Source organism: Actinoplanes sp. NPDC051851, from assembly GCF_040681165.1.
Taxonomy (GTDB): domain Bacteria; phylum Actinomycetota; class Actinomycetes; order Mycobacteriales; family Micromonosporaceae; genus Actinoplanes.
In genome coordinates this window covers 1-25,557 of the sequence record NZ_JBFAYF010000092.1, presented here as the reverse complement: position 1 = coordinate 25,557, position 25,557 = coordinate 1, and the positions used below count along the sequence as shown (strand labels likewise).

The following is a 25,557-nucleotide window of genomic DNA, read 5'->3' as shown; positions in this document are numbered from 1 at the left end:
GGACCGGCCACCCCCTCGACCGCACCCGCACCACCCACCTACAACGCCTCGACTTCACCCTCGCCGCCTAAACCCCGAATAAGCCAGCAGGGTCAGGGGTGCCTCGATGCCGCTGAGACACCCCGGAACACCAGCCAGCCGCCCGCAACCCCGAACTCAGCGCCGCAGACGGTGGGCGAGCCACTCGACGGCGAGCGGGTAGCGGTAGTCGATGCCGCCGTGCGCGGCCGGGAAGAGCTCGAACGCGATCCGGTCGGACGGGACGCCGATGCGCTCCAGGCCCGCCTGGAAGGCCGAAGCGCCCAGGTCGAGGAACCACTCGTCGCGGGTGCCGGCGTCGATCCAGACCGCGCGCAGGGAGCGCAGCGCGTCCGCGTACCGGTCGATCATCCGGATCGGGTCCCAGGCCAGCCACCGCTCCCACGACGACGGGATCAGCTCGCCGGTGCGCGGGTCGAATGGCAGGCGCGGGGTGCCGTCGGCGCCGGCGGAGAACGCGGCGGTGCAACCCAGCAGCAGGCAGAGCGCCATGTCCTCCTCCTTGGTGAAGGCGACCCGGGACTGGAAGTCCTTCCACCAGGCGAGGATGTCGTGGTCGTACTTGCGCAGGTGGCGGGCGGCCTTGGCGAACTCGTTGAGGTAGCAGTACTCGTAGAGCGCGTCGCCGGCGTGGGTGGCCAGGGCACCGAAGAGGTCGGGGCGGAGCATCGGGGTGATCATCGCGCCGAAGCCGCCGGAGGACTTGCCGGAGACGGCGCGGGACTCGCGGTCGGCGATGGTGCGGAAGCGGGCGTCGACCCAGGGGACCACCTCGTCGCAGAGGTACGAGTGGTAGTTGCCGGTACCGGGCGAATCGACGAACTGGGAGCCGCCGTACGCGGTCCACGCGTCGACGTAGACGATCACGCAGCCGGGGGCGCGGCCCTCGGCGAAGACCCGGTCGGCGGTCTCCACGAAGGGCTCGCGGAAGGCCTGCCGGTTGGTCCACATGGTGACCTGGCCGGAGTAGCCCTGGATCACGTAGATGGACGGGTAGCGCTCGTCGGTGTCGTCGTAGCCGGGCGGGGTGTAGATCAGGATCGGCCGCTCGTGCGGGTCGCCGAGTGGGTTGTTCCGCAGCTGCTCCGAGACGATGGTCTCGTGATGCAGACGGCCGGTGAGTTCAGAGCTCCAGATGGACATGCATCCGAGTCAACTAAACTCACCGGCCGTGCGCAGCTGAAAAACCTAGATGAATCCGCGAGCCTGGAACTTGGCCTTCACCGTCGCGGCGGTGGTGCTGCCGTAGAGCGACGTGGCGGCGGCGACCGTGGCGTTCGCGGCGGCGGCGAAGTTGGTGCCGGCGGTGTAGTTGAACTGCGCCTCGAGGATGATCGTGTCGGCGACGGTGCGGCCCAGCGCGGTGTTGATGTCGTAGAGGGCGCGCGACCAGATCTCACCGTCGGCGTGCACCTCGTCCTCGACGTCCGACGGGTACGTCTTGGTGCCGTCGACCCGGCGCAGGCAGTGCGGCGTGCTGGAGGTGTAGGAGACCGCGTCCCAGTCACCGATGCAGGCGAGCGGGGTCACCGTGGTGTTGGAGCTGACCGCCGAGGAGAGGCTGTACGCCCAGTAGTCGCCGAAGCCCTCGCCGATCGCGCCGGCCTCGTCGGACGAGCCGAAGCCTGCGACCTGGTCGTCCTGGATGGCGTGACCGTACTCGTGCCAGATGATCTCGGCGTCCTCGGCGTCGTCCACGCCGCCGGTGCCGAACGTGATCGCGTCGGTCGACGGGTCGTAGTACGAGTTGTCGTCGGTGTAGCCGGTCGTCTTGAACTTCTGCGCCGAGGCGTTGACGTCGGTGAACCCGAGGCTCTGGATGTACTCCTGGGCCTTGGTGATCTGGTAGTACGCCTCGGTCTGCTCGAAACCGGCCTGCGAGCGGTTGTAGCTGTACGTCCGGGTGCTCGACGTGACGCCGCTCGTGCTGGTGTTGTAGGCGTACGCGCCGCGCAGGGTGGTCACGCCGCTGGTCAGCTGGGTCAGCGTCACCGTCTTGTACGCGTTGGTGAACGTCGAGCTGTTCGCGTTGCTGCTGTCGGTCAGGCTCTCGTTCTGCAGGGTGACGACCGGGTTCGGGTCGAAGACCACGCCGGTGCCGTCGACGTTCTTGACCGTGCTCTCCTCGGTCAGCGTCGAGCCGGTCTTCGCGTCGACGACGCTCTGCACGGTGCCCTTGGCGGTCTGGGTCAGCACCAGCCAGCCGAGCTTGGCGGTGCCGTTCTCCACCTCGATCACCGGGGAGGCGTTGCGGACCAGCGAGCCCGAGAGGCGGCCGGTGACCGCGGACTCGGCCTTGCCTCGGGCGAAGGTGGCGGTGACCGAGGGTGAGCCGGTGACCGTGAGGCGGCCGTCGGCGACGGTGGTCTCGCCGGTCTTGTCGTTGGTGTGGGTGGCGTAGTAGCCGCCGAGCACCGGGATGCCGTGCCAGGTCTGCTGGTACCACGTGTGCGTGCCGAGCAGCGAGTGCTTGGTCTTGACCAGGCTCAGACCGTCCAGGCCTGCTGGGGCCGCCGTAGCCGCGACTCCGCTGCCCGCGACGGCGAGCGCCGCGACGGTGCCGATGACTGTCAGTTGACGTTTCACAGGGGCCTCCCAGGGTGGTGCTTCTTCTCTGGGATCAGCCTCATGGATGAATGTAAATATGGTCAGATAGCATTACGATCATATCGCCATAGCCCGTTCCGCTATGGTCTCCGGATGCCTTCTCCCCGCCTGGGCTGGCTTGACGCGCTACGGGCGGTCGCCGTCCTCCTGGTGATCTACGCGCACCTGAGCCGCTACGTCTTCACCGGCCTGCGCGCGCTCACGGCCGAGTGGCTCAACGCCGGTGTCGCCGGAGTGATGCTGTTCTTCCTGGTCAGCGGCTACATCATTCCGGCCTCGCTGGAGCGGCACGGTTCCCTGCGAGCATTCTGGACCAGCCGGATTTTTCGCCTTTATCCTATGTATCTGGTGGCGATCGCGGCGATGGTGCTGTTCGACGGCGCGTCACTCTCCGTATCTGACGCCCTGAGCCACGGCACCATGCTGCCGTTCCTGCTCGGCACGCCGCTGATCACCGCGGTGCTCTGGACGCTCACCTACGAGATGGCGTTCTACCTGCTTGTCACAGCACTGTTCACATTCCGCCTGCATCGCTGGGACGGGATCGTCTCCGCGGGGCTCGCGGGCCTCGCCCTGCTGACCGCTCCCCTGTCGCTCCGGTATGCGGTGCCCGCGCCGGTCGTGCTGCTCCTGCTGCTCGTGGGCCTGACCGCGGTGGTCTCCGGGCGCCGCGCCGTCGTCATCGCCGGCGGGCTGCTGCTCGGCGGCCTGACGGCCACCCTGCTCGCCATCGGTCAGGATCCGGCGCATGCCTGGGACGGCCTGCTCATTCTCTCCGTCATGTTCCTGGGTACGACCATCTACCGCGCGGACGTCGGCCAGACGAGCTGGTGGCAGCCCGCAATCGTCGGCTCGGTCGTGGCCGTCGCCCTGATCATCAACTGGTTCCGCCAGCTCGCTTCCCTCAACGGCCTGATCTTCCGGTACGAGGCCCGCGCCCTGATAACCCTCGCGGTCTTCGGCGGCGCGTTCGCCGTGGGGATGCTGACCCGCCGCCGGCCCGCGCCCCGCTGGCTGGCCCGGATCGGAGTGCTCAGCTACTCCGTCTACCTGGTCCACTACGTCCTGATCGAACTCTTCCACGGGTTCCTGAGCGACGGCCCGCTGCCGGACGCCGTACGCGCGACGGCCTACCTGACCGCGGTCCTCGGCCTCTCCTGGCTGACCCACCGCTATGTCGAACTTCCCGCCCAGCGCCTCGGCAAGCGGCTGACCACGGCACCGGCACCGGCAACCACGGCCCCTCGGCCCTCCGTTCCGTCGGAACGCTGATCCGCCAACGACCGGTCGGCCGTTCGATTGTGGATCACGCAGAAGTATCGATCGGTCACTGACTGGTGGGCGCACCGAAGTGACCAAACAGCCCACCCGCGCTGAGCTGCCGCTTCGTTTAAATGATCTTGAAGCGGTGATGACTGTGGACGACGGTCCGCCATCACACGCAATGCACGTCCGTCATTAAGGAGCATGATGTCCCACCCCGGCCCGTCCTCGGGCGACCAGCCGTTCGACCCCAACGCTCCCATCCCGCAGCCGCCGCCCGGCTGGGCACCGCCACCGGCCGGATATCAACCGCCCGCCGGGTATCAGCCGCCCGGAGTACCGGGCCAGCCCGTGCCGCCCGGTTACGGGGGCTACCCGCAGCCGCCGGCCGCACCGCCGAAGAAGAAGACCGGGAAGATCGTGCTCGCGGCCGTGGGCGGGCTGGTGGGACTCTGCTGCATCGGCGCGATCGCCTCGGCCGGCGACGACGACGCCACGAAGGACAGTGTCGCCGCGGCGGCCGCCACCACGCAGTCGGCCGCCGCGGGGAAGACCACCGGGGCGACCGCTCAGGCCACCGCCGAGGCGGTCGCGGACCCGACCACCGCGCCCACCAAGAAGCTGACCGTCTCCCAGGAGAACGCCGTCGACAAGGCTGCCGACTACCTGGAGTTCACCGCCTTCTCCCGCTCCGGGCTGATCAAGCAGCTCAAGTACGAGGGTTTCTCCACCAAGGACGCGACCTTCGGCGTGGACGCCCAGAAGGCCGACTGGAACGAACAGGCCGCCAAGAAGGCCGCGGACTACCTGGACTACGACTCGTTCTCCCGCTCCGGACTGATCAAACAGCTCAAGTTCGAGGGCTTCACCACCGCGCAGGCCACCTACGGCGCCAAGAAGGTTGGGCTGTAGGTAAGCGCTTTCCCCCAGGCAGAGCTTTTATTGATACGATTCGAAGCCTTGGTACGGCGGGCGCCGTCTCCCCCAAGGCAGCGCACCTCCGTGCCGCAGTCCGATCAGTACCCCGCTGAAAGGAAACAGGCACCATGAGAATGCGGAACGTCCTCGCCGCATCGGCCGTCGCCACCGTCGGCCTCGCACTGCTCTCCGTCCCCGCGCAGGCGGCCACCGTGGTCGTCAGCACCACCGCCGCACTGACCAGTGCCATCTCGAGCGCCACCGCCGGGACGGTCATCCAGGTCCGGGCCGGCACCTACTACCCGACCACCACCCTGCAGTCCACCACCAACGGCACCTCCTCCTCGCCGATCACGCTCACCGCGTACGGCTCGGAGAGCGTGAAGATCGACGGGAGCAGCCTGGCCAGTGGCTCGTGGATCTTCAAGCTGACCGCCGACTACTGGAACGTCTCGAACCTGACCTTCCAGAACTCGCCGGACAGCGCGGTCGTCTGCACGTCCTGCACCGGGAGCGTGTGGAGCAACATCAAGACCATCAACGGCGGCGACTCCGGGTTCACGCTCACCGGTGACGGCACCGTCAACAACACGGTCAAGAACCTCGACTCGTACGGCAACTACGACGCGGCCAACCACGGCGAGAACGCGGACGGCGTGGCCATCAAGTACGGGTCCGGCACCGGGAACCTGGTCACCGGGGCCCGGCTCTACAACAACTCGGACGACGGGATCGACTTCTGGTCGTTCTCGTCCCCGGTCACCGTGGAGCACACCTGGTCCTTCGGGAACGGGCAGAACCGCTGGAGCGACTCGGCCTTCGCCGGTGACGGCAACGGCTACAAGCTCGGCGGCGACGGCGAGACCGTGGCCCACGTGGTGAACAACTCCGCTGCCTGGGACAACGAGGGCAACGGGTTCACCGAGAACTCCAACACCGGCGCCATCGTGATCAACCGGACCACGGCGTACGGGAACGGGAACTGGGGCTACTACTTCGCCACCAGCTCCGCCAAGCTCGGCAAGAACCTGGCCGTCGGCAACGGCAGCGGCTCGGTCAGCAAGGGTTCCTCGGTCACCTCGGCCGGCAACAACTGGGACAGCGGCATCAGCACGCCGTCCTTCATCTCCACCGACGCCAGCACGTGCTACAACGCCCGCAGTTCGAGCGGCACCCTGCCCACGACCACATTCCTCACCACGGGCAGCAGCACCATCGGCGCCACGATGAACTGACCGATCCGGCGAGACGACGGCCCCGCCCCCGTGGCGGGGCCGTCGTCCGTTCAGGCCCGGTGGTAGGCCTTGTTCGCGATCCGCCAGCCGTCGGCGGCCCGGACCAGAAGGAAGACGTCGGTGAAAGTGTCCGGGCCGTGGCGGAGCGTCATCGACGCGGTGGCGACGGTGCCGTGCACGTCGACGGCGTCGAGGCGGCGGGAGCGCGTCGGCTCGTCCGGGGCCGGGTGGCCGCCGAAGAGCGCGCAGTAGTCGTCGAGGGGCCACGACACGAACGTGCCGTCCCGCATCCCCTCGATGTGGGCGGTGGGCAGGAACGCCGTCCGGAAGTGGGTGGGGTCGCCGGTGGCGTGACCGCGGATGTAGGCGCGCAGCGGCGCGAGCACCGCCTCGTCCACGGCGGGGGCGGTGGCGGTGGCGGCGACGGCGATGTCCGCCGCCGGGTCGGAACCGGCCAGATCGGCGGCGGCCGGCAGGGGCGTGCCGGACGCGGCGGCCAGCAGGTCCAGGTCCTTGAGCAGCGCGCCGATGGTGAACTCGGCGGCGTGTCCCGGGCTACCGTCGAGGAACGCCCGCTTCCGCGTGACCAGGCCGCCCAACTGGCCGAGGGCGAGGACGTCCAGCGTCCGCGCGCGGGACAGGCCCAGGGCGTCGGCCTGGCGCAGCGTGTCGCGCAGGGCGACGACGGCGCCGGCGAGGGCGCTGTTGGCGACGAGTTTGAGCGCGGCGGCCAGGGTAGCGCCGTCGACGGGCCGCACGGTGCCGAGCCTCTCCAGCACCGGCCGTACCCGGTCCAGGGTGCCCTCGTCGGCGGCGGCGAGGATCTGCAGCGTGCCCGCCGCGGCCGCGGCCACCGAGCCGAGCACCGGCGCGTGCACATAGGACGCGCCGAGGCGGGCGGCCAACCGCGCGGCCTCCCCGGGCCCGACCGTGCCGGTGTTCACCACGACGGCGCCGGGGCGCAACGAGCCCTGGATCCGGTCGAGGACCTCCTCACAGGCGAGGCCGTCGAAGAGCGCCAGTATCACGACGTCCGCCGTCGCGACGGCCTCGGCCGGGTCCCGGGCCACGGCCGCCTTCGCGACGGCGTCGCCCCGGGCCCGGGGCGGGCGGCCGGATCGTGTCCAGCCCACGACGTGGTGGTCGTCGCCGAGCCGGGCCGCGATGGCGGAGCCCATCCGGCCCAGGCCCAGAACGGCGATGGTGTGCGGTGTGGTCATGGATCACCACTGTCGGGCACCGTCAGGGGTGCGACAAGCGCAGACTTCGCAGGGCAGGCATGCGTGACAGGCATACTTCCCGGCATGGACCTGACGGCGTGGCGCACGTACGTGACGGTCTGCCGGCTCGGATCCCTGTCGGCGGCGGCCACCGAGCTGGGCTACACCCAGTCGGCGGTCTCGCGGCAGATCGGCGGGCTGGAGCGGCGGCTCGGCGTGCCCCTGCTGCAGCGGCACGTCCGCGGGGTGCGGCCGACCGGGCCCGGCGAGGTGTTCCTGCGGCACGCCGTGGTCGTTCTGCGGGAGTGCGACCGCGCGGTGACCGCCGCCCGGGACGCCCTCGACGGTGCGGCCAGCCCGCCGCTGGCCATCGGCGCGACCCCGGCCCTGGCCGCCGGGATCGTGCCGGCCGCCGTCCGCAGTCTGCTGGACGACGCGGGTTCCCTGCGGTGGAGCCTGCACCCCGGTCTGAGCGCGCGGCTGCACGACCGGGTGATCGCCGGGGAGCTCGACGTCGCCGTCGTCACCGACGCTCCGCCGGGGCTGCCCAGCGACCCGCGGATCGAACGCCGGTTCCTGGGACTGGACGAGATGGTCGTGGTCCTCCCCACCGGCCATCCCCTCGCGGGGCGGAGCGGGGTCCCGATCGGGGAGCTGGCCGGTGAGATCTGGGCCGAGGACAACGACGGCTCCGCCACGCTGCTGCGCCGGCACGCCGCCCGCGCCGGCGTCACCCCGCGCGTCGATCTCACCGCCGCCGACCTGCCCGGCAAGGTGGCCCTGGTCGCGACCGGCCACGCCATCGCGCTGATCCCCGGCGTGCTGACCCGGGCCCTGCCGGCCGGCGTCACGACGGTGTCGCTGCTCGATCCGCCGGCGCGCGGCATCTACCTGATCTCGCCGCGCGCCGTCCCGCACCCGTCCGCCGCCGTGCTGTTCGACCGGATCCGCGCGGCGTTCGGCGGCGACGGGTGACCCCTTCGACCGGCTCCGCGCGGCGACGGGTGATCAGGTGTCGCAGGCCAGGCCGTCGCCGTCCCGGTCGAGTCGCTGCCGGTCGCGGCCGGTGACCCGCAGCGGCGTCGCCAGGAAACCGTGGTCCCGCAGCCAGGCGCACCGGTCCCGGACGCCGGGTGGGTACGTGTTCGGGACGCACTGACCGCGTACGCCATAGGAATGGTCGCAACCGTCCACGCCGGCCGGAACGGCCAGCGTGGCGGTCGGTGACGGACGGCGGCGCAACGGGCGCACGCCGGGCTGTTCGGCGAAGCGCTGCACGAAAGGCGCCGGAGTGGCGGTGGGCCGCACCGGCGCCGCGACCTCCGGGGCGGCGGGACGCAGCGCGGTGACGACGGTCAGCGGCACGGCCACGGCGAGGAACGCGGCCGCCACCACTGTCGCGGCCCTCATGACACCCTCACCCAGGACGCGACGGACGGGACGCCGTCGGCGCCGAGCAGGAAGAGCATGTACCAGCCGGGCGGGGCGATGTTCGGGTTGCTCGTCAGGTTCAGGGTGATGTCGTCGCCGTTCACGCTCATCGGCAGCTCCACGAAGCGCTGGTTCGGATCGCTGGAATGGGTGACGGCCGCCGGGCGGATCAGCGAGGCCCGCACGATCGGCGTGTCGACGGTGACGGTGTGGCTCGACCCGTACGCCCACTGCTCGTCGACGCCGCCGAGGATCTGCGGGCGCGCGCCGTGGAAGAGGTACGGCGGCGTGTAGACCGAGACGCGCTGGTCGAAGGACCCGTCGCCCGGGTTGTCGCCGACCGCCATGACCCGGCCGTCCGGCAGCAGGAACGCCGAGGAGTGGTAGCCGCGTGGCACCGGGTCGACGGCCATGCCCGGGGTGAAGACGCCGGTCACCGGGTCGTACAGGGACGCCTCGTAGACCGGGTCGGCCCGGTTGTGCAGGGCGCCGCCGGTCTCGAAGACCGTGCCGTCCGGCAGCAGGACCGCGGAGACGTACATCTTGCCCTGGGCCGCGGTCTCCGCGACGCCGCCGGTCAGGGTGCCGCCGGGCAGGTCGGGGCCGGCCACGTACCCGGGGCTCGCGGCCTTGAGGTCGATGATGTCGGTGAGCCGGTGGGCGTCCGGGTTGGACTCGATGTTACCGCCGCCGAGGGTCAGCACCCGCTGGTCCTGGGCCGGGGGCAGCAGCACGCTCATCGACTGGTCGCGCTGGTCCTTGTTCCGCAGGCCGGGCACCGGGGTGATGGTGGCGGCGTCGTAGTCGTAGATCGACGCGCCGCTGCCGGGCAGGCCGTTGCCGAAGACGTGGCTGCCGGTGTAGAAGAGCCGGCCGTCCTGCATCAGGATCATCGACGGGTAGAGACCCCAGTAGCTCCACGTCTGGTGCGCCTCCCCGATGCCGAGCCAGCGCCCCTGCGAGACGTCGAAGTACTGGGTGGCGACCGTGCCGGAGGAGTCCTCGCCGAGACCGCCGAGCGCGATCACGTCGCCGTTGCCCATCGCGGTCGCCGACGGGTACCAGGAGCCGGCGCTCATGTCGTTGAGCCGCTGGTAGGTGGCGGTGGCCGGGTCGAAGACGTACGAGTCGCGCAGCCCCTCGTAGCCGTGGCTGAGGTCGGCCGCGGGGTAGGCCTTGTTCCCGCCCATGATCAGGACCCGTCCGTCGGGCAGTTGCACGTGACCGGAACAGAACAGGTCGGCCGGGGTCGGCACCACGGTGAACGTACCGGTGCGGGGGTGGTAGACGGCGCTGGTGAAGGTGCCCGCCGCGAACATGTCCTCGCTGTTGCCGGAGCCGGCGACCAGCAGGACGTCCCCGGTGCGCAGTACCACCGCGTGGATGCCCCGGGCCGGCGACTCGACCGGCAGGACCTGCCAGCTGCCCTGCGTGCAGGCGGCCCCGGCGCTGCAGGACGAGCCGGGCGCGGGCGCGGTGGCGTCGGCCATCGCGTAGTCGTCGGTGCGCAGGACGCCGGTGCCGTAGATGGTCACGCCCCAGACGATCTGGTCCGTGCCGGGCGGGATCTGCGGCGTACGGACGCTCGCCATGGTCCAGGAGGTCGCCGGGGCGAGCGAGACCAGATCCGTCCAGCAGACCCAGCCCTGGGTGACGTCGCGGCGGAACGCGGTCAGCACGGTGTCCGGGGTGGTGCTGGTGTACCAGGTGGAGAGGTCGTACTGGTGGCCGGGCGTGACGTTCGGGGCGCAGGACGGGTTCTCCAGCATCATCGCCTTGCGGTCGCCACCGCCGGTGGCCGTGAGCGTGACCTGCATGGCGTTGGCGCCGGTCCGGCCGGGGTGGACGACCTCGAACGCGTACGCGCCGTCGCCCCAGCCGGACCTCTCCCAGCAGGACGGGAAACCGCCGGCGTCGACGGTCTCCAGACCGGGATTGACCAGCAGCTCCGCCGAGGCCGACGCCGGCCGGACCGGCGTCAGCAGGGTGACGACCAGCAGGATCACCAGCAGCCGGGCGATGTTCCGGCGATCGCCGCGGCTGATCCAGGGGCGGTGCCGCACCGGGTTCACGATGCGGCTCTCGCTGGCCGTACGCGATAAATAAGCCTGTCGAGAATGAGGAACCTGGCCGTGAACGACGCCATCAACGTGATCAGGTTGGCGGTGAGGACGCCGGTGTGCACGCCGTCCACGAGCACGGCCAGCAGCGGCACGCGCAGCACCAGGTCGGCGTTGCCCAGCAGGAAGAAGCGCAGGAACCGGCTCCCGAAGGCGCGGCGGTGCCGATGGCGGCGGTAGAGCAGGCCGTCGATCAGCGCGAAGTTCCAGAGGACGGCGGCCATGTTGGCGAGCACCGCGGCCGGGGCGTAGTGCACGCCGAGCACCGCGGCGAGCAGCCAGAGGAGCACCTGGTTCGGGATCAGGCCGGAGAGCCCGATCAGAGCGACGCCGGCCATCCGCCCGCGTCCCGCACCGAGGCGCGACAGTGAACCGAAGCGCAACAGCGAGAGGTGCTTCAGGAAGCGCAGGCCCTCCCGGAGGGTGGACTTCGACGCGCCCGCGTGCCGGGGCGCGAAGGCGTACGGGATCTCGACGATCCGGCCGGGACGGTTCCGGACGATCAGCTCGAGCAGGATCTTGTAGCCCAGCGGCCGCAGCTCGGCGACCTCCAGGGAACTAGCCCGGATCGCGAAGAGGCCGCTCATCGGGTCGCTGACCCGCAGCAGCGCGTTCCGGAAGACGACCTTGGTGGTGAGGGTGGAGCCGGCCGAGACGATCCGGCGGTACCCGTTCTCCAGGCCGTCGCTGGTGCCGCCGCCGGACTTCCGGCTGCCCACCACCAGGTCGGCGCCGTCGCGCACGCCGGCGGCGACGAGCTGCGGCACCACCTCCGGCGGATGCTGCAGGTCGGCGTCCATCACCACGATCCAGGCGCCCCGCGCCAGCCGCATGCCCGCCACGACGGCGCCGCCGAGGCCGCCCTCGGGGCTGTCGCGGTGGTGCAGCCGCACCGGCACCGGGCAGGTCAGCGCCTCGGCCAGGACCACCGCGGGGGTGTCGTCGGTGCTGTCGTCGACGACGACGATCTCCGACTGGTCGGCGGGGAGCACCGCGGCCAGCCGCCGGAGCAGGGCCGGGATGTTGTCCCGCTCGTTGAAGGTGGGCACCACGACGGTCTGCCGCAGGGTGGTCTCGGGGGTGAGCTCCCCGATCCGGCCCCGGAAGACGGCGCGCCGCGGTTCGGCGATCAATGTCATGGTGTGGTCTCCTTGTCGACCCGGCGGATCTCGATGCGGCCCTCCGGCGGGCCGAAGGTGGCGATGGTCGTGGAGTGGTCCAGCAGGGCGGCGACGGTGGGCAGGCCGGACGGGTCCTGGCGCAGCGCGGGGCTCGACACGATGTAGTCGACGTCGGTCCAGCCGTGCGGCAGGCGGGCGGCGACCGCCGAGTCGAGGTCGAGCTTGTAGAACCAGAGGACCCGGTCGGGCTCGTATCCGGCGTCGACGCAGTCCAGCCAGAGGACGTCGTCGACGACGACCGTGGCGTCCGCGCGGTCGGGGATCCGGGTGCTCAGGTAGCCGGCGGCCTCGGCGTAGGGCGCGTTGGCGGTGTCGGTCAGGGCACGGTCGGCGCCGACGTACCAGTGGGGGGCGACGTACGCCAGTGCCAGGGCCGCGCAGACCGCGACGGCGACCGCCCGGCGCGTGGCGGCGGCGACCGTCCGGCGCGTGGCGGCGGCGACCGTCCGGCGCGTGGCGGCGGCGACCACCACGCCCGCGATGGCGAGTGCGAAGAACGGGAGCACCTGCACGACGTACATGGCGGGGAGGTAGCCGCCGGGCCGGAGCGCCATCACGGTCAGCAGCGCGGCGGCCAGGCCGACCGGTCGCAGCCGGCGTACGGCGAGGGCCGGCACCGTCGCCACCAGGCCGGCGACGAGGATGACCGGGTCGTAGTAGAGCCACGAGTGGAGCAGGGCGTAGGTGCCCGACGACGACTCCAGGACGCTGCCCGAACCGGACCGGCTCATCAGCTGGAACTGCCAGGCGCCGATCAGCGAGACGTGGCCCTCGCCGGGGAACAGTTCCCCGCGCAGCAGGGCGTAGAGCGGGTAGAAGCCGCCGACCAGGACCAGCCCGGTGAACCAGGAGCCGACCGCCCACGGGCGGACGGTGCTGCGCGCCGTGTTCTGCCAGAGCGCGAGGAGCACCGCCGGCACGACGAGCAGGATCGTCTCCTTGGAGAGCACCGCGACCGCCGCGGCGGCGCCGGACGCGGCGAAGTGCCACAGGTGGCGGCGCGTCGACAGCGCGAGGGCGAGAGCGCCGAGCATCCACGTCACCGCGAAGCTGTCCAGGTAGATCTGCCGGCCCATGGTCAGGAAGAGCGGCGAGAGCCCGCAGGTGAGCAGGGCCAGCGCCGCGCCCCACCGGGGCATCCCGGCCCGGCGGCCGACCAGGTAGATCAGCAGCAGCATCGCGGCCTGCACCGGCAGCATCGCGATCCGGCCGGCCACCACCGCGGTCAGCCCGGGGAGGAGCAGGCCGGGCAGCCAGGCGAGCGCGGCCAGCTGGATCCAGCCGAGCGGCGGGTGGTCGTACCAGTAGGTGTAGTGCGCCAGGCCGCGGCCCTCCTGGACCGCCCAGGCCTGCGCGAGATAGGTGCCCTCGTCGTCGCTGGCGGCGGGGAAACCGTCGATGTTCACCGCCAGCAGGACCAGGACCACGATCGTGAGACCTCCGGCGATCAGCCAGTCGGCGTCGGGACTCCGTTCCTTCTCCGGTACGGCCGTGTCGAGCCGTTCCAGCACCCCGGCGCTCATACGGCACCGCTCAGGTGGGTGCCGAGGTGCGCGGTCAGCTCCCAGTCGCGGCGGCCGGTGTACTCCCGCCAGATCGCCCGGAGCGCGGCGACCGCCAGCAGCACCGCGTACGGGAAGAGCCCGAGGACGAGCCGGGCGTAGTCCTGCGCCCCGATCCGGAGCCCGTACTGCTGCCCGAAGTCGTACAGGCCGATCGTCTGGAACACCAGGCTGGCCGCCATCGGCAGGACCGGCAGGAAGGTGATCAGCGCGACGCCGACCGGCAGGTCCGCCGCGAGGGCCACGACCACCCCGAGCGGGATGGCCAGGCCGGCGAAGGCCTGCAGGAACGGCCCGGTCAGGGTGTACCGGGCGAGCATCCGCTGGCGCAGGCCGGGCAGGCGGCGCCACTCCCCCTTCCGGAGCACCTGCAGGAAGCCCTGGTTCCACCGGGTGCGCTGCTTGAGCAGCGCGGGCAGCGAGTGCGGGGTCTCCTCCCGGGTGACGATGGTGGAGTCGTAGGCGACGACGACCTTGGCGCCGCGGCTGGAGAGCCGCACCCCGAGGTCGCAGTCCTCGGCCAGGCACGTGCCGTCCCAGCCGTTGGCCCGGCGCAGCACCTCGGTCCGGACGAAGACCGTGTTGCCGCCGAGCGGGATGAACCCTTTCTCGGCGTGCAGGTGCAATCTGCTGCGGAACCAGAAGAAGTACTCCAGGCAGTTGTGCAGGCTGAACCAGCTGGAATGGAAATTGATCAGCTGGACGCCGCCCTGCACCACATCCGCGCCGGTCGCCCGGAAAGCGTGATCCACATGCTCCAGAAGATCGGGATGGACCTCGTCCTCGGCGTCGAAGACACCGATCACGTCACCGCGCGCATAGGGCAGGGCCGTATTCAGCGCGCGGGGCTTGTTCTTCACCTCATTATGGTCGGTGACCACCAGGATCCGCCCCGGCGCGATGAGTGCCACCCGCTCGGCCACCGCGGCGGTCTCCGCGTCGTCGTGCCCGACGATGACGATGATCTCGAATCCCTCGTGGGTCGACTGCAGGAGTCGCCGGACCGTCCGCTCCAGGACGTTCTGCTCGTGGCGAGCGGGCACCAGCAGCGAGAACGTCAGATGCTGCGCACCGTCCGGCGCCGCGAAACGGGTGGCCGCCAGCGTCTCCGGCGTCCGCCAGGCATGCATGGTCCACCAGAGGGTCACGATCGCGAAGACAAAGAGAACTGTCGATGTAATGGTCATACTCACGGCGGCCAACGTCGATACCCCTTCGGGCGGGATGGATCCCCGATCCATCAGCACCGTCGATGCTATCGATGCCCCACGCCATTCCTTCAAGACTTAGTCGGGTTCTTAACCGCCAATACGGAACGCTTTTCGGTACGGAAACGAGTCCGTAACCAGAGGCCACATCAGTCCCCATAATTGCCTGCAGAGTGTCCAATTCGGACAGCAATTGATCACCGATCACACTAATGGATCTTCAATTCCCATTCGATCAATGTTCGGCATGTCATTGCCACGATTCCGGCTCATTTCCGGGAGCGTCCCGCGAGGTGGCCGCCGACGGGAGCGACCCACCGGGAGACCGCCACCGGGAGCAGCCCGCGCGGGGCCGCCAGCGGCGGCGGGGACGGCCAGGTGCGCGGCGGATACGGCCAGGTGCGCAGCGGATACGGCTCCCGGCCGGGGCGCGCTGCGGCCGGGAGCGGCATCGGTGGTCGCGCGCCGCGACGGCGAGGGTGACGACGCGATCGTCGGATGCGTAGGGCGTACGCCTAAAGAAGGTGTTGATCTAGGAAATTGAAGGCCTCGTCCTGCATCGGGGCGGTGAAGACGTGGGAGAGGCCCGGGAAGGTCTGGGTGCGCAGGCGCGAGGCCGCGTGTTGAGAGGTCCAGATCCGAGAGAGTTTCGCGTACGCCGTGGCCACGCCCTCCGGCGTGAAGAGCGGATCGAGCTCGCCGTCGAGGAAGTAGGCCGGACGGGGCGCGGCGAGGCTCGCGACGTCGGGGATGTCGAGGTGGCGGGAGAGGCCCGGGTGCAGCATGTAGAAGCTGGACTGGCCGCGGAGGGTGTTGTTGCCCGGGACCATCATCTCGCGCAGACCCGTCATCCAGCAGGCGGCGACCGTCGCGGCGATGTGGTCGGAGAGGGCGGCGACCTGCCAGGCGCGGAAGGCACCCATCGAGAAACCCACGGCGGCGATGCGGTGCGGGTCGACGGCCGGGAGCGTCGCGAGCAGGGCGGCGGCGCGGGCGTCCTCGCGGGCCATCAGACCGGCGGGCGAGGAGCCCAGGTAGTAGAGGTTGCTCGCCAGGGCCTGCTGACCGTCGTAGACCAGGCCGTTGCGGTCACCCCAGCCGAGGGCGTCGACGCAGAGGACGGCGTAGCCGCGGGAGGCGAGGACGTCGCCGGGGAAGCGGCCGCTGAAGTACTTCTCGGACCAGGCACGGGCGGACGCCAGGCGGGTGTCGTCGTACCAGGGTTCGATCAGCTTCTCCTTGCCGATGTCGAACTTGGCGCCGTGGTCGTGCAGCAGGAGCGCGGCCGGGAACGGGCCCCTGCCGTCGGGGATCAGCATGGTGGCGCGGACCCGGCTGTACCTGGTGACGTCGAAGACGAGCTGGCGGCGGGTGTAGCCGGGGCCGGGCTGCTCGTCGATCACCTCCGCGTGGAACGGGGTGCGGTCGTCGGGGGCGCAGAGCAGGGACTCGAACTGGGCGCGGGCGCGGCGTTTCCAGTCCCGGAAGTCGCCGGAACGGTAGGCGAGGGGGAAGGTCAGGTCCTCCTTGAGCTGCTCGTAGAAGGCGGGGAGGTTGCCGTCGATCACGGCCGGCGACTCGAAGCCGGCGGCGGCGAGGGCGTCCTTGAGGTGCGGGGCGGCGAGGGCGGCAGCGGGGAGGGAGAGCACGGAGCGGCGCTTCATTGATTCCTCCATGTCGATGGAGTTCGACCCTAGAAAGCGCTTTCCCGCATGTCAATGGCCATCAATGCAGGCGGTGCACTTTCGCACCGCGCTGGTGTACTATTGCACCGGAAGGACGTGGTGCTGAGGGGAGATCCAGCGTGACAATCGGATCCACACCGACGAGGAGTCCACAACGTGGTCAGCCGCAACCGCCACCAGAAGAAGGAGGTGGGCCAGTGCGGTCACACACGTTCACGGTGGTGCTGCGTCACCGGCCCACCGACGAGGTGCTCGATGCGCTCCTCGCCGAGGGGCCGGAGGATGCGATCTTCGGCGTCGAGCGGGGTGTTCCCGTTGCCGAGTTCGATCGGGAAGCAGCCAACCTTGCGGAGGCGATCGCGTCTGCGGTTCGTGATCTGGAAGCCCATGGAGTGGAAGCGGTGCGGGTCCTCGACGAGGATCTCGTGACGCTGGCCGATGTCGCTGATCGGGTGGGGCAGAGCCGGGAATCGTTCCGGCGTTATGCCACCGGGGAACGCGGGCCGGGCGGGTTTCCGCCGCCGGTCAATCCGCACCGGGACGGGACGTTGTTCTATCGGTGGAGCGAAGTCGCGCCGTGGGTGCGGGAACGGCTGGGGCTCACGGTTCCCGACGTTGATCCGACGCTCGTGATGGCGAATCTCCTGCTGCAGGCACGAGGGGTCGCGCACCGCGTCGAGGGCGCGGCGGCGCTGACGCATCTGCTCGCGTCATGAACGGACGGTTCCGCTCTCTCCACCGTGCTCCTGCTCGCTGGTGATCACGCGACCTCCAGTTCCCGGGCGGCGACGTACACGCCTCGGCGGCGGAAAGCCGTGACAGTAGGCTGCCGGCATGACGGACACCACGGCGACCTGGCGGGAGGTCGACCAGGACGTCGTGAACGGGCGGCAGCGCCTGGTCTTCGTACGGTCGGGGGACCACTTTCGGCTGGAAGCGCTCGCCGTGTTCGCGGACGGGCTGGTGCGCTGGGGGCGGTTCGGGAAAGGCACCGATCTCGACGGGCTGCGGGCGGGGTTCGGGGACGGGACGCTGACTCTGGCGCCGCCGGCGGGGGCGGAGTTCGTCATCGACGGGGTGGCGGGTGGTGTGCTGCCGGCGCTGACCTCGTGGCTGACGCCGGAGCTGGTGATCGCCGATCTGGTGGACGAGGTGGACCGGCTCAACGACCGGCCGGACTCGTCCGGGCGCTGCTGGCGGGCGCTGCTCCGCTATGCCGGGGAGCCGAGCGCGGCCAACCTCGAGGCCGTCCGGCAGACGTATCTCGCGGTGCCGGAGCATCGGCGGATCTACGTGCTCGGGGACATGGACCAGAACGACGTGCCGGTCCGGATCCTGCTGGCCGACGTCGGCGACGAGATCCCGGCGCGGAATCCTGGTAGCACCCTCGTGGTGACCGCAGCGAGCCGGGAGCGGGCGCTCGCGTACTTCCGGCGCGCGGGTGCGGCGGCGGACGACGACCGGCGGGCGGCCGACGGGCCGGAGACCGCGGTGGCGCAGCCGGTCACGGTGAGCAGAGGCGTCTATCCGCGGGGGTGGCCGGAACCGCCGGGGGCGGAGGTCGTGCAGAACGACTATCCGGCGACGGTGGTCTACGCGGGACGGGAGTACCGGAGCGTGACGCACGCCTACTGGGCGGTGTCGGCGGCCGACCCGGAGTGGCACGACCGGATCGCGGGGGCGGAGCGGGGTGTCGAGGCGGAGTCCCTCGGGCGGGAGGCGCCGCGGAGGGACGGGTGGGCCGGGGTGCGGCTGGCCGTGATGGGTGCGCTGTTGCGGGACAAGTTCCGGCGGCACCCGTCGTTCGCGGCGACGCTGCTGGCGACGGGGGACGCACGGATCCTCTACAACGACGGGGGGAACGGATACTGGGCCGTCGACGGGCGGCGGGGCACCAACTGGGTGGGACGGCTCCTGGAAGTGGTGCGGTCCGAGCTCATCCTGGCCGCTTCACCGTGACGGGGAGGTCGATGCCGAAGAGGGCGGCCGCGTTCTCCGCGGTGAAGAGGGTGCGGGCCTCCTCGGTGGGGAAATGCTGCAGGAACGCGGCGATCTCCGGGCCGGTGGGGTGCTGGAACGGGTAGTCGGTGGAGAAGAGCAGGCGGTCCGGAGTGGTCACCGACAAGGCGTGGTCGAGCAGGGCCGGGTTGTGCATGCCGGATGTGGTGATGAAGAAGTTGGTGCGGATGTAGTCGCGGATCGGGCGGGGCAGGCCCGCGACCCGGGAGAGGCTGTCGGCGCGGTCGAGCCAGAAGAGCAGCATCTCGCCCCAGTGGCCCAGGATGATCTGCAGGGCGGGGTGGCGGTCGACGGTGCCGCGCAGGATCAGGCGCAGGGCGGCCGTGGCCGTGTCCAGGTGCCAGCCCCAGCCGAACGTGGCCAGGGCCAGGTCGGTGGTCGGGGTGAAGCCCCGGTACGACGCGTCGCGCACCGCGCGGGACGGCAGCTGCGGGTGGAGGAAGACCGGCTGGCCGAGGCGGGCGCAGGCGGCGAAGAAGTCGTCGTACGCCGGATCGTCGAGGAGCAGGTCGCCGGCGCGGGCGTGGACCATCGTGCCCACGTGGCCCAGGCCGGCGGCGCGCTCCAGCTCGGCGACGATGGCACCGGGGGCGACGGCATCGGGGGCGGACATCGGCAGCGTGGACAGGGCGCGGAAACGGGACGGGTGGGCGGCGACGGCCTCGGCCGCCCGGTCGTTGGCGGCGCGGCTCAGGCGGATCGCCGCGTCCGGGGCGAGGGGCTGGGTGCCGGGCGGGGTGAGCGCGAGGACGGCCACGTCGATGCCCTGGGCGTCCATCGCCGCGATCCGGCCGGCACCGAGGTCCCGGAGGCGCTCCCGGTGGTCGCCGAGGTCGTTGAAGGCGAGGCTCTCGTCGCCGGAGTCGCGCAGCGCCGCGGTCAGCTCCGGCATGATCCAGTGTTCTTCGATGGCGATCAGCGTCATGCGGCAAGCGTGCTCGGGTGACCGCGCCGGAGCGGCCGGGACAGTAGCATCGCCGCCATGGTGGCTTCCGCAACGGCCGAATCCGTCATCCTGGAGCCGGAGGACGTCCGGATCCTTCGCGCGCTGCAGATCGACCCGCGGATCGGGTTCGCCACGGTCGGCGCGGTGCTCGGGGTCTCCGAGCTGACCGTCGCCCGGCGGTACCGGCGGATGTGCCGCAGCGGCGCGATCCGGGTCGTCGGCGTGGTCGATCCCGGGGCGCTCGGGCAGAGCCAGTGGCTGGTGCGGCTGCGCTGCCGGCCGGGGAGCGTCACCGCGATCGCCGAGGCGCTCGCCCAGCGCGACGACGTCAGCTGGGTCACGCTCGCCGCCGCCGGGTCCGAGGTCACCTGCGCGGTGCGGTCACGGTCCAGCGAGGAGCGCGACGACCTGCTCGGGCGGCGTCTCCCCCGGGCGGCGGCGGTGCTCGACGTCCGCGCGGCGGTACAGTTGCGCCAGTTCTTGGCGGGACGTGGGCATTACTGGACGGCGCTCGCCGGTGTGCTCACGCCGGAGCAGGAGACCGCACTGGGCGCCACCGGCGACGGGCCCTTCACCGAAGGAGTCCGGGAACGAGCAGCCCCGCTGAGCGCCGCCGACGACCGGCTGATCGCGGCCCTCGGCGCCGACGGGCGGGCCAGCCTGGTCGACCTCGCCGCCGCGACCGGTCTCACCCCGGGACGGGTCGCCCGCCGGATGCGGGAGCTGCTCTCCCGAGGCGTGGTCTACCTCGACGTCGAGATCGCGCCGACCGCGCTGGGGCTGACGACCCGGGCGAACCTGGGGCTGCGGGTGCATCCGGCGCGGCTCGCCGAGGCCGGGCGGGCGCTGGCGCGGATGCCGGAGGTGGTGTTCGCCGCGGCGGTCTCCGGGCCGGACAACCTGCACGCCGTGGCGCACTGCCGGGATCTGGACGCGCTCTACGCGTTCACCACCGAGCGGCTCGGCGCGCTGCCCGGGTTGGACCGGCTGGAGGTGAGCCCGACGCTGCGGGTGGTCAAGCAGGTCGGCGCCCGGGTCGGTCAGGCCGGCCTCTTGACCACGACCGGGAGCTCGACGAACGTCCCGTAGGGTTGCAGGGCCTCCTCGACGGGCGACCAGTCCGGGATGTCGGCGAGGGGCGTCACCGCGATCGAGACCGCCTTCTTGCCGAGGGTACGTTTCCACGTGGCCATCACCCGGCCGTCGCGGATCAGGGTGGACTGGAAGATGCCGTTGCCACCCGGGATGATCTTCGCGAGCTGGTCGGGCGTCGCCATCATCGCGCGGTCCTTGTAGCCCAGCATGTACTCGTCGAAGCCGGGCAGGGCGCGCCAGCCGGTGACCGGGCCCGCGTCGAGCGCCGCCGGATCGGCCCACATCTCCACGCCGTCGACGTCGACCCTGGTCAGGCCCGCGGCGGCGATGCCCTTGCGGGCGTCGCCCATCGGGAGCATGGTCCAGCCCGCGAAGTCCTTGGCCGTCGTGGGGCCGTGGCTGCGGAAGTAGCGGTACGCGAGGATGCCCAGGGCCTCCTCCCGGGAGGCGGGCTCGTTGCGGGTGGTGGCCCACTCGTCGAGCAGGACGAACGTCTGTTCGCTTCCGGCGTTGGGGGCGATCGCGGTGACGCCCTGCTGACTGGCGTACCAGAGAAGGTGGTAACCCAACGGGCCGGTGACCTGGACGCCGCCGTCGTTGAGGGTGGCGATGCACTCGGATCGCGTCATGCGGCCGCCACCGGTGAGCGCGGCACCCAGGATCTCGACCGCCCTGTCGGCGGTCTTCTCGCTGAGGCCGAGGATCTCGCGGCGTTTGGCGGCGCCGGCCAGGGCCCGGACGCCGGTGAGCTGCAACATCCAGTGAGCGTCGGCGGAGGGGATGAGGTGGACCGTGCCGCGCATGGGCCAGGTTCGGACGACATGTCGCTCTTCCATCGACATGACCGTATTTTTCGCGGTAAAACCGGGCAGGCGGCACCCGAGCGACCAGAGCACGCTGTTCAGGTCCTGGGCCTGCATCGCGCCGAACCACTCGGTGACGCCGAGGACGTCCGTCTGCGGATGGGCGCCGAGGAGCAGGGCGGAGAGACGGAGGCTCAGTGCCGTAGACGTGTCCACGGCACTGAGCCTAGAGACGTCAGCGTCCCCGGGCCGCCCGGTACCGCTTGATCAGCTCGTTCGTCGACGAGTCGTCGTCCGCGGTGGCGGTCGCGCCGGTCAGCTTCGGCGCCAGCTGGTTCGCCATCACCTTGCCGAGCTCGACACCCCACTGGTCGAAGGAGTTGATCTCCCAGACGATGCCCTGGGTGAAGGTGATGTGCTCGTAGAGCGCCACCAGCTGACCGAAAGTGCCCGGCGTCAGCTTCTCCGCGAGGATCGTCGTCGTCGGGTGGTTGCCCTGCATCACCCGGTGCGGCGCGATCTTCGGGTCGGTGCCCTCGGCGGTGACCTGCTCCAGCGTACGGCCGAACGCCAGCGCGCCCGTCTGGGCGAGGAAGTTCGACATGAAGAGGTCGTGCATCTCGCCGATGTCGTGGTTCGGCACGCTGAAGCCGATGAAGTCCGCCGGGATCAGCTTGGTGCCCTGGTGGATCAGCTGGTAGAACGCGTGCTGGCCGTTGGTGCCGGGCTCGCCCCAGAAGATCTCGCCGGTCTGGAAGGTGGCCGGCTCGCCACTGAGGCGCACCGACTTGCCGTTGCTCTCCATGGTCAGCTGCTGCAGGTACGCGGCGAACCGGTGCAGGTACTGCGCGTACGGCAGCACCGCGTGCGACTGCGCCCCGAGGAACGTGTCATACCAGACGTTGATCAGGCCGAGCAGCGCCGGAACGTTCCGCTCGATCGGGGTAGTCCGGAAGTGTTCATCGATCGCGCGGTAGCCCGCGAGCATGTCGGCGAACTGCTCCTTGCCGATCGCGATCAGCACGGACAGGCCGACGGCGGACGGGAGGGAGTAGCGGCCGCCCACCCAGTCCCAGAAGCCGAACATGTTCTCGGTGTCGATGCCGAACTCGGCGACCTTTGCGGCGTTGGTGCTGACGGCCACGAAGTGCTTGGCGACCGCGGCGTCGTCCTTCAGGGTCGCGAGAAGCCACTTCCGCGCTTCGCGGGCGTTGGTCAGCGTCTCCTGGGTGGTGAAGGTCTTGGAGACGATGATGAACAGCGTCGTAGCCGGGTCGAGATCATGGGTTTTCTCGTACAGATCCGTCGGGTCGATGTTCGACACGAATCTGGCCGAAATGTCCCGCTGCGTGTAGTCCTTCAGCGCTTCATAGGCCATGACCGGCCCGAGATCCGACCCGCCGATCCCGATGTTCACGATCGTCTTGATGCGCTGACCGGTATGTCCGGTCCATTCACCCGAACGCACCTTGTCCGCGAAGGCACCCATGCGGTCGAGGACACCGTGGACGTCCGCGACCACGTCCTGGCCGTCGACGACCAGCGACGCGGACCGGGGCAGGCGCAGGGCGGTGTGCAGCACCGCCCGGTCCTCGGTGATGTTGATGTGCTCCCCGGCGAACATCGCGGCGATCTTCTCGCTCAGCTTCGCACGGTTCGCGAGGGCGACCAGGGCGCCGAGCACCTCGTCGGTCACCAGGTTCTTGCTGTAGTCCACGTAGAGGTCGGCGACCTCGGCGGCATACCGGGTGCCGCGCTCCGCGTCGCTGCCGAAGAGATCGCGCAGGTGGACCGCCGAGAACTTCTCGGCGAGACCCTGAAGGTTCTGCCACTCGGCACTGTCGGAAACGTGTTCGCTCATCTCTCCCACTCCGGCCAGGGGACAACTGCACACTTCGCCCATCGTGGCACGAACCGCTGCCGAGACGCGGCGAACTGTAGTTCTCAGACGGCCCACAGACTGATCACAGAGCCGTCGTAGAACTACCCGCGAGGTTAGTCCCATGACGACGACTGCACGCCACCGGTCCGGAAAAGCGCTGGAGCGCTCATCTTTAGGGCTGTTACTGGCTGCGACAGCTGTGCTGTACCTTTGGAACCTCAGTGCCTCCGGTTGGGGCAACAGCTTCTACGCCGCCGCCGCCCAGGCCGGCTCACAGAGCTGGAAGGCGCTGCTGTTCGGCTCGCTCGACGCGGGCAACGCGATCACCGTGGACAAGCCGCCCGCCGCGATGTGGGTGATGGGGCTCTCCGCCCGGATCTTCGGGGTCAACAGCTGGGCGATCCTCGGGCCGCAGGCCCTGATGGGCGTCGCCAGCGTCTTCCTGCTCTACCTCGCCGTCCGGCGCTGGTTCGGCCACTGGACCGGCCTGCTCGCCGGCGCCGCGCTGGCGATCACCCCGGTCGCCGTGCTGATGTTCCGGTTCGACAACCCGGACGCGCTGCTGGTGCTACTGATGACCGCGGCGGCGTACACCACGGTCCGCGCCACCGAGACGGCCAGCGCCAGGTGGCTGGCCTGGACCGGCGTGCTGCTCGGCTTCGGCTTCCTCACCAAGATGATGCAGGCGTTCCTGGTGCTGCCGGCGATGGCGCTGGTCTACCTGGTCGCCGCGCCGACCGGCCTCGGGAAGCGGATCAAGCACCTGCTGCTCGCCGGTCTCGCCCTGGTGGTCTCGGCCGGCTGGTACATCGCCCTGGTGGAGATCTGGCCGGCGTCGTCCCGGCCGTTCATCGCCGGGTCGACCAACAACACGCTCTGGGAGCTCGCGCTCGGCTACAACGGCCTCGGCCGGATCCTCGGCGGTGACGGCAACGCCGGTGGCGGGGGTGGCGGCGGTGGCGGGAACACCGGCTTCGGCGGGTCCACCGGCATCGGGCGGCTCTTCGGCGACTCGATGGGCACGCAGATCTCCTGGCTGCTGCCGGCCGCGCTGATCGCCCTGGTCGCCGTCGTCGCGATCACCTGGACGGCGCCGCGCACCGACCGGGCCCGGGCCGGCATGCTGCTCTGGGGCGGCTGGACGCTGGTCACCGCGATCACGTTCTCGTACATGAGCGGCACGATCCACCCGTACTACACGGTCGCCCTCGCTCCGTCGATCGCCGCCCTGGTCGCGATCGGGTCCCGGGTACTCTGGCTCTACCGGGCCGAGCTCTGGGCGCGGGTCGTCCTGGCCGGCATGGTCCTGGCCACGGCGGGCTGGGGCTTCGTGCTCCTGGGCCGTACCGACTGGATGCCGGCTCTGCGCTGGATCGCCGTCGCGGTCGGTGTGGTCGCCGCCCTCCTGCTGATCGCCCCGGCCGTCCAGCTGCGCCGCCTCGCGATCGTCGGCCTGGTGGCCGGCCTCCTCTCGGCGGGTCTGGGCAGCGCCGCCTACGCCACGGCCACGGTCGGGGTCGCCCATTCGGGCTCCATCCCGACGGCCGGGCCCTCCGGTTCCTCCGGCGGCATGGGCGGTGGTGGCGGTGGTGGCGGCTCGGCTTCCGGTACGCGCGGAAGCCGCCCCGACCGCAACTCGTCCTCGTCGTCCTCCTCGTCCACCGATTCGTCGTCCTCCTCCGGTTCCTCGTCGTCCGATTCCTCGTCGTCCTCGTCCTCCTCGTCGTCGGGCGGCCCGGGTGGCAACGGTGGCGGAGGCGGCATGGGCGGCGGTATGGGAGGCGGTATGGGCGGTAGCAGCACCAGCAGCGAGGTGATCGCGCTGCTCAAGGCGAGCAGCTCCTACCGCTGGGCGGCCGCGACCAACGGCTCCAGCTCGGCCGCCAGCCTCGAACTGGCGAGCGGCACCTCGGTGATGGGCGTCGGCGGCTGGACCAGCAGCGACCCCTCCCCCACGCTCGACGAGTTCAAGGCCTACGTCGCGGCCGGCGAGATCCACTACTACATCTCGGGCGGCGGCATGGGCGGCGGGCGCGGCGGCAGCGACGGCAGCGCCAGCCAGATCGCCACCTGGGTCTCGGAGAACTACACGGCCACCACGGTCGGCAGCAGCACCGTCTACGACCTGACGGCCACCACCTAACGGACCTTCTCCCGAGAACAGTGGGCCCCCGCAGCTACCCCGGGCTGCGGGGGCCCACTCGTCTCGACCGCGAAAGCCCCCGGTGGGTGGGCCCGGGGTGCGAGCGGGACGTGGGAGCAGCTACGAGCGCAGCGCGGACGTGCACGACGTCGGCGGGTACGGCGCCGACGACAAGGTCAAGGCCGGCGGTCAGCGCGACG

20 protein-coding genes are annotated in these 25,557 nt (G+C 70.7%); 8 read left to right on the top strand and 12 right to left on the bottom strand.

Annotation, left to right across the window (positions count from 1 at the left end; genetic code table 11):
* Positions 1-156: 156 nt before the first annotated feature.
* Together AB0M08_RS43830 and AB0M08_RS43825 are read right to left on the bottom strand one after the other, a co-directional pair.
* On the bottom strand, positions 157-1,182 hold the full coding sequence (locus AB0M08_RS43830) for an alpha/beta hydrolase-fold protein (protein ID WP_364507132.1): 1,026 nt from the start codon (positions 1,180-1,182) through the stop codon (positions 157-159).
* A gap of 45 nt (positions 1,183-1,227) precedes the next feature.
* Positions 1,228-2,625: a M4 family metallopeptidase gene (locus AB0M08_RS43825; protein WP_364507129.1), complete on the bottom strand. Its 1,398-nt coding sequence runs from the start codon at positions 2,623-2,625 to the stop codon at positions 1,228-1,230.
* Between the two features lie 114 nt (positions 2,626-2,739).
* On the opposite strand from AB0M08_RS43825, the gene AB0M08_RS43820 reads away from it, so the two are divergent.
* From AB0M08_RS43820 to AB0M08_RS43810, 3 genes are all read left to right on the top strand, one after another.
* Positions 2,740-3,918 carry an acyltransferase gene (locus tag AB0M08_RS43820; protein ID WP_364507126.1) on the top strand — a complete coding sequence of 393 codons (1,179 nt, stop codon included), beginning with the start codon at positions 2,740-2,742 and terminating at the stop codon, positions 3,916-3,918.
* A gap of 198 nt (positions 3,919-4,116) precedes the next feature.
* The gene (locus AB0M08_RS43815; RefSeq protein ID WP_364507123.1) at positions 4,117-4,821 is read left to right on the top strand and encodes an Ltp family lipoprotein; all 705 of its coding nucleotides are present in this window, start codon (positions 4,117-4,119) and stop codon (positions 4,819-4,821) included.
* Between the two features lie 134 nt (positions 4,822-4,955).
* On the top strand, positions 4,956-6,062 hold the full coding sequence (locus tag AB0M08_RS43810) for a chondroitinase-B domain-containing protein (protein WP_364507120.1): 1,107 nt from the start codon (positions 4,956-4,958) through the stop codon (positions 6,060-6,062).
* Between the two features lie 50 nt (positions 6,063-6,112).
* On the opposite strand, the gene AB0M08_RS43805 is transcribed toward AB0M08_RS43810, so the two are convergent.
* Positions 6,113-7,282, bottom strand: coding sequence for a nuclear transport factor 2 family protein (locus AB0M08_RS43805; RefSeq protein ID WP_364507118.1), 1,170 nt, complete (start codon positions 7,280-7,282; stop codon positions 6,113-6,115).
* 84 nt (positions 7,283-7,366) lie between these two features.
* On the opposite strand from AB0M08_RS43805, the gene AB0M08_RS43800 reads away from it, so the two are divergent.
* Complete coding sequence (locus tag AB0M08_RS43800; RefSeq protein ID WP_364507115.1) at positions 7,367-8,257, top strand: LysR family transcriptional regulator; 891 nt, start codon at positions 7,367-7,369, stop codon at positions 8,255-8,257.
* A 33-nt stretch (positions 8,258-8,290) separates the two neighbouring features.
* Here AB0M08_RS43800 and AB0M08_RS43795 read toward each other — a convergent pair whose 3' ends face one another.
* From AB0M08_RS43795 to AB0M08_RS43770, 6 genes are all read right to left on the bottom strand, one after another.
* Positions 8,291-8,692, bottom strand: a complete 402-nt coding sequence (locus AB0M08_RS43795; protein WP_364507112.1) for a hypothetical protein — start codon at positions 8,690-8,692, stop codon at positions 8,291-8,293.
* Entirely contained in the window at positions 8,689-10,776 is a 2,088-nt protein-coding gene (locus AB0M08_RS43790; RefSeq protein WP_364507110.1) for a galactose oxidase early set domain-containing protein, read from the bottom strand. The genes AB0M08_RS43795 and AB0M08_RS43790 overlap by 4 nt, the downstream gene beginning before the upstream one ends.
* Before the next feature lie 5 nt (positions 10,777-10,781).
* On the bottom strand, positions 10,782-11,972 hold the full coding sequence (locus AB0M08_RS43785; protein ID WP_364507107.1) for a glycosyltransferase: 1,191 nt from the start codon (positions 11,970-11,972) through the stop codon (positions 10,782-10,784).
* Complete coding sequence (locus AB0M08_RS43780; protein WP_364507105.1) at positions 11,969-13,537, bottom strand: glycosyltransferase family 39 protein; 1,569 nt, start codon at positions 13,535-13,537, stop codon at positions 11,969-11,971. The genes AB0M08_RS43785 and AB0M08_RS43780 overlap by 4 nt, the downstream gene beginning before the upstream one ends.
* Complete coding sequence (locus tag AB0M08_RS43775) at positions 13,534-14,724, bottom strand: glycosyltransferase (protein WP_364507102.1); 1,191 nt, start codon at positions 14,722-14,724, stop codon at positions 13,534-13,536. Before AB0M08_RS43775 ends, AB0M08_RS43780 begins: the two co-directional genes overlap by 4 nt.
* 575 nt (positions 14,725-15,299) lie before the next feature.
* Positions 15,300-16,448: an alpha/beta hydrolase family protein gene (locus AB0M08_RS43770; RefSeq protein WP_364507099.1), complete on the bottom strand. Its 1,149-nt coding sequence runs from the start codon at positions 16,446-16,448 to the stop codon at positions 15,300-15,302.
* A gap of 239 nt (positions 16,449-16,687) precedes the next feature.
* Here AB0M08_RS43770 and AB0M08_RS43765 point away from each other — a divergent pair, with 239 nt between their 5' ends.
* Complete coding sequence (locus AB0M08_RS43765; RefSeq protein ID WP_364507097.1) at positions 16,688-17,185, top strand: hypothetical protein; 498 nt, start codon at positions 16,688-16,690, stop codon at positions 17,183-17,185.
* 118 nt (positions 17,186-17,303) lie between these two features.
* Positions 17,304-18,428 (top strand): NADAR family protein, encoded by a 1,125-nt coding sequence (locus AB0M08_RS43760; protein ID WP_364507094.1) that lies wholly within the window; start codon positions 17,304-17,306, stop codon positions 18,426-18,428.
* On the opposite strand, the gene AB0M08_RS43755 is transcribed toward AB0M08_RS43760, so the two are convergent.
* Entirely contained in the window at positions 18,406-19,413 is a 1,008-nt protein-coding gene (locus tag AB0M08_RS43755) for an amidohydrolase family protein (RefSeq protein WP_364507091.1), read from the bottom strand. The genes AB0M08_RS43760 and AB0M08_RS43755 overlap by 23 nt on opposite strands.
* A 57-nt stretch (positions 19,414-19,470) precedes the next feature.
* Between AB0M08_RS43755 and AB0M08_RS43750 the strand changes: the two genes are divergently transcribed.
* On the top strand, positions 19,471-20,523 hold the full coding sequence (locus AB0M08_RS43750; RefSeq protein WP_364507088.1) for an Lrp/AsnC family transcriptional regulator: 1,053 nt from the start codon (positions 19,471-19,473) through the stop codon (positions 20,521-20,523).
* Here the strand turns inward: AB0M08_RS43750 and AB0M08_RS43745 are convergent.
* Both AB0M08_RS43745 and pgi read right to left on the bottom strand, forming a co-directional pair.
* Positions 20,475-21,548, bottom strand: coding sequence for a winged helix DNA-binding domain-containing protein (locus AB0M08_RS43745; RefSeq protein WP_364507085.1), 1,074 nt, complete (start codon positions 21,546-21,548; stop codon positions 20,475-20,477). The genes AB0M08_RS43750 and AB0M08_RS43745 overlap by 49 nt on opposite strands.
* A 19-nt stretch (positions 21,549-21,567) precedes the next feature.
* Entirely contained in the window at positions 21,568-23,193 is a 1,626-nt protein-coding gene (gene pgi / locus AB0M08_RS43740; protein ID WP_364507082.1) for a glucose-6-phosphate isomerase, read from the bottom strand.
* 220 nt (positions 23,194-23,413) lie between these two features.
* Here pgi and AB0M08_RS43735 point away from each other — a divergent pair, with 220 nt between their 5' ends.
* The gene (locus tag AB0M08_RS43735; RefSeq protein ID WP_364507079.1) at positions 23,414-25,357 is read left to right on the top strand and encodes a glycosyltransferase family 39 protein; all 1,944 of its coding nucleotides are present in this window, start codon (positions 23,414-23,416) and stop codon (positions 25,355-25,357) included.
* Positions 25,358-25,557: the final 200 nt, after the last annotated feature.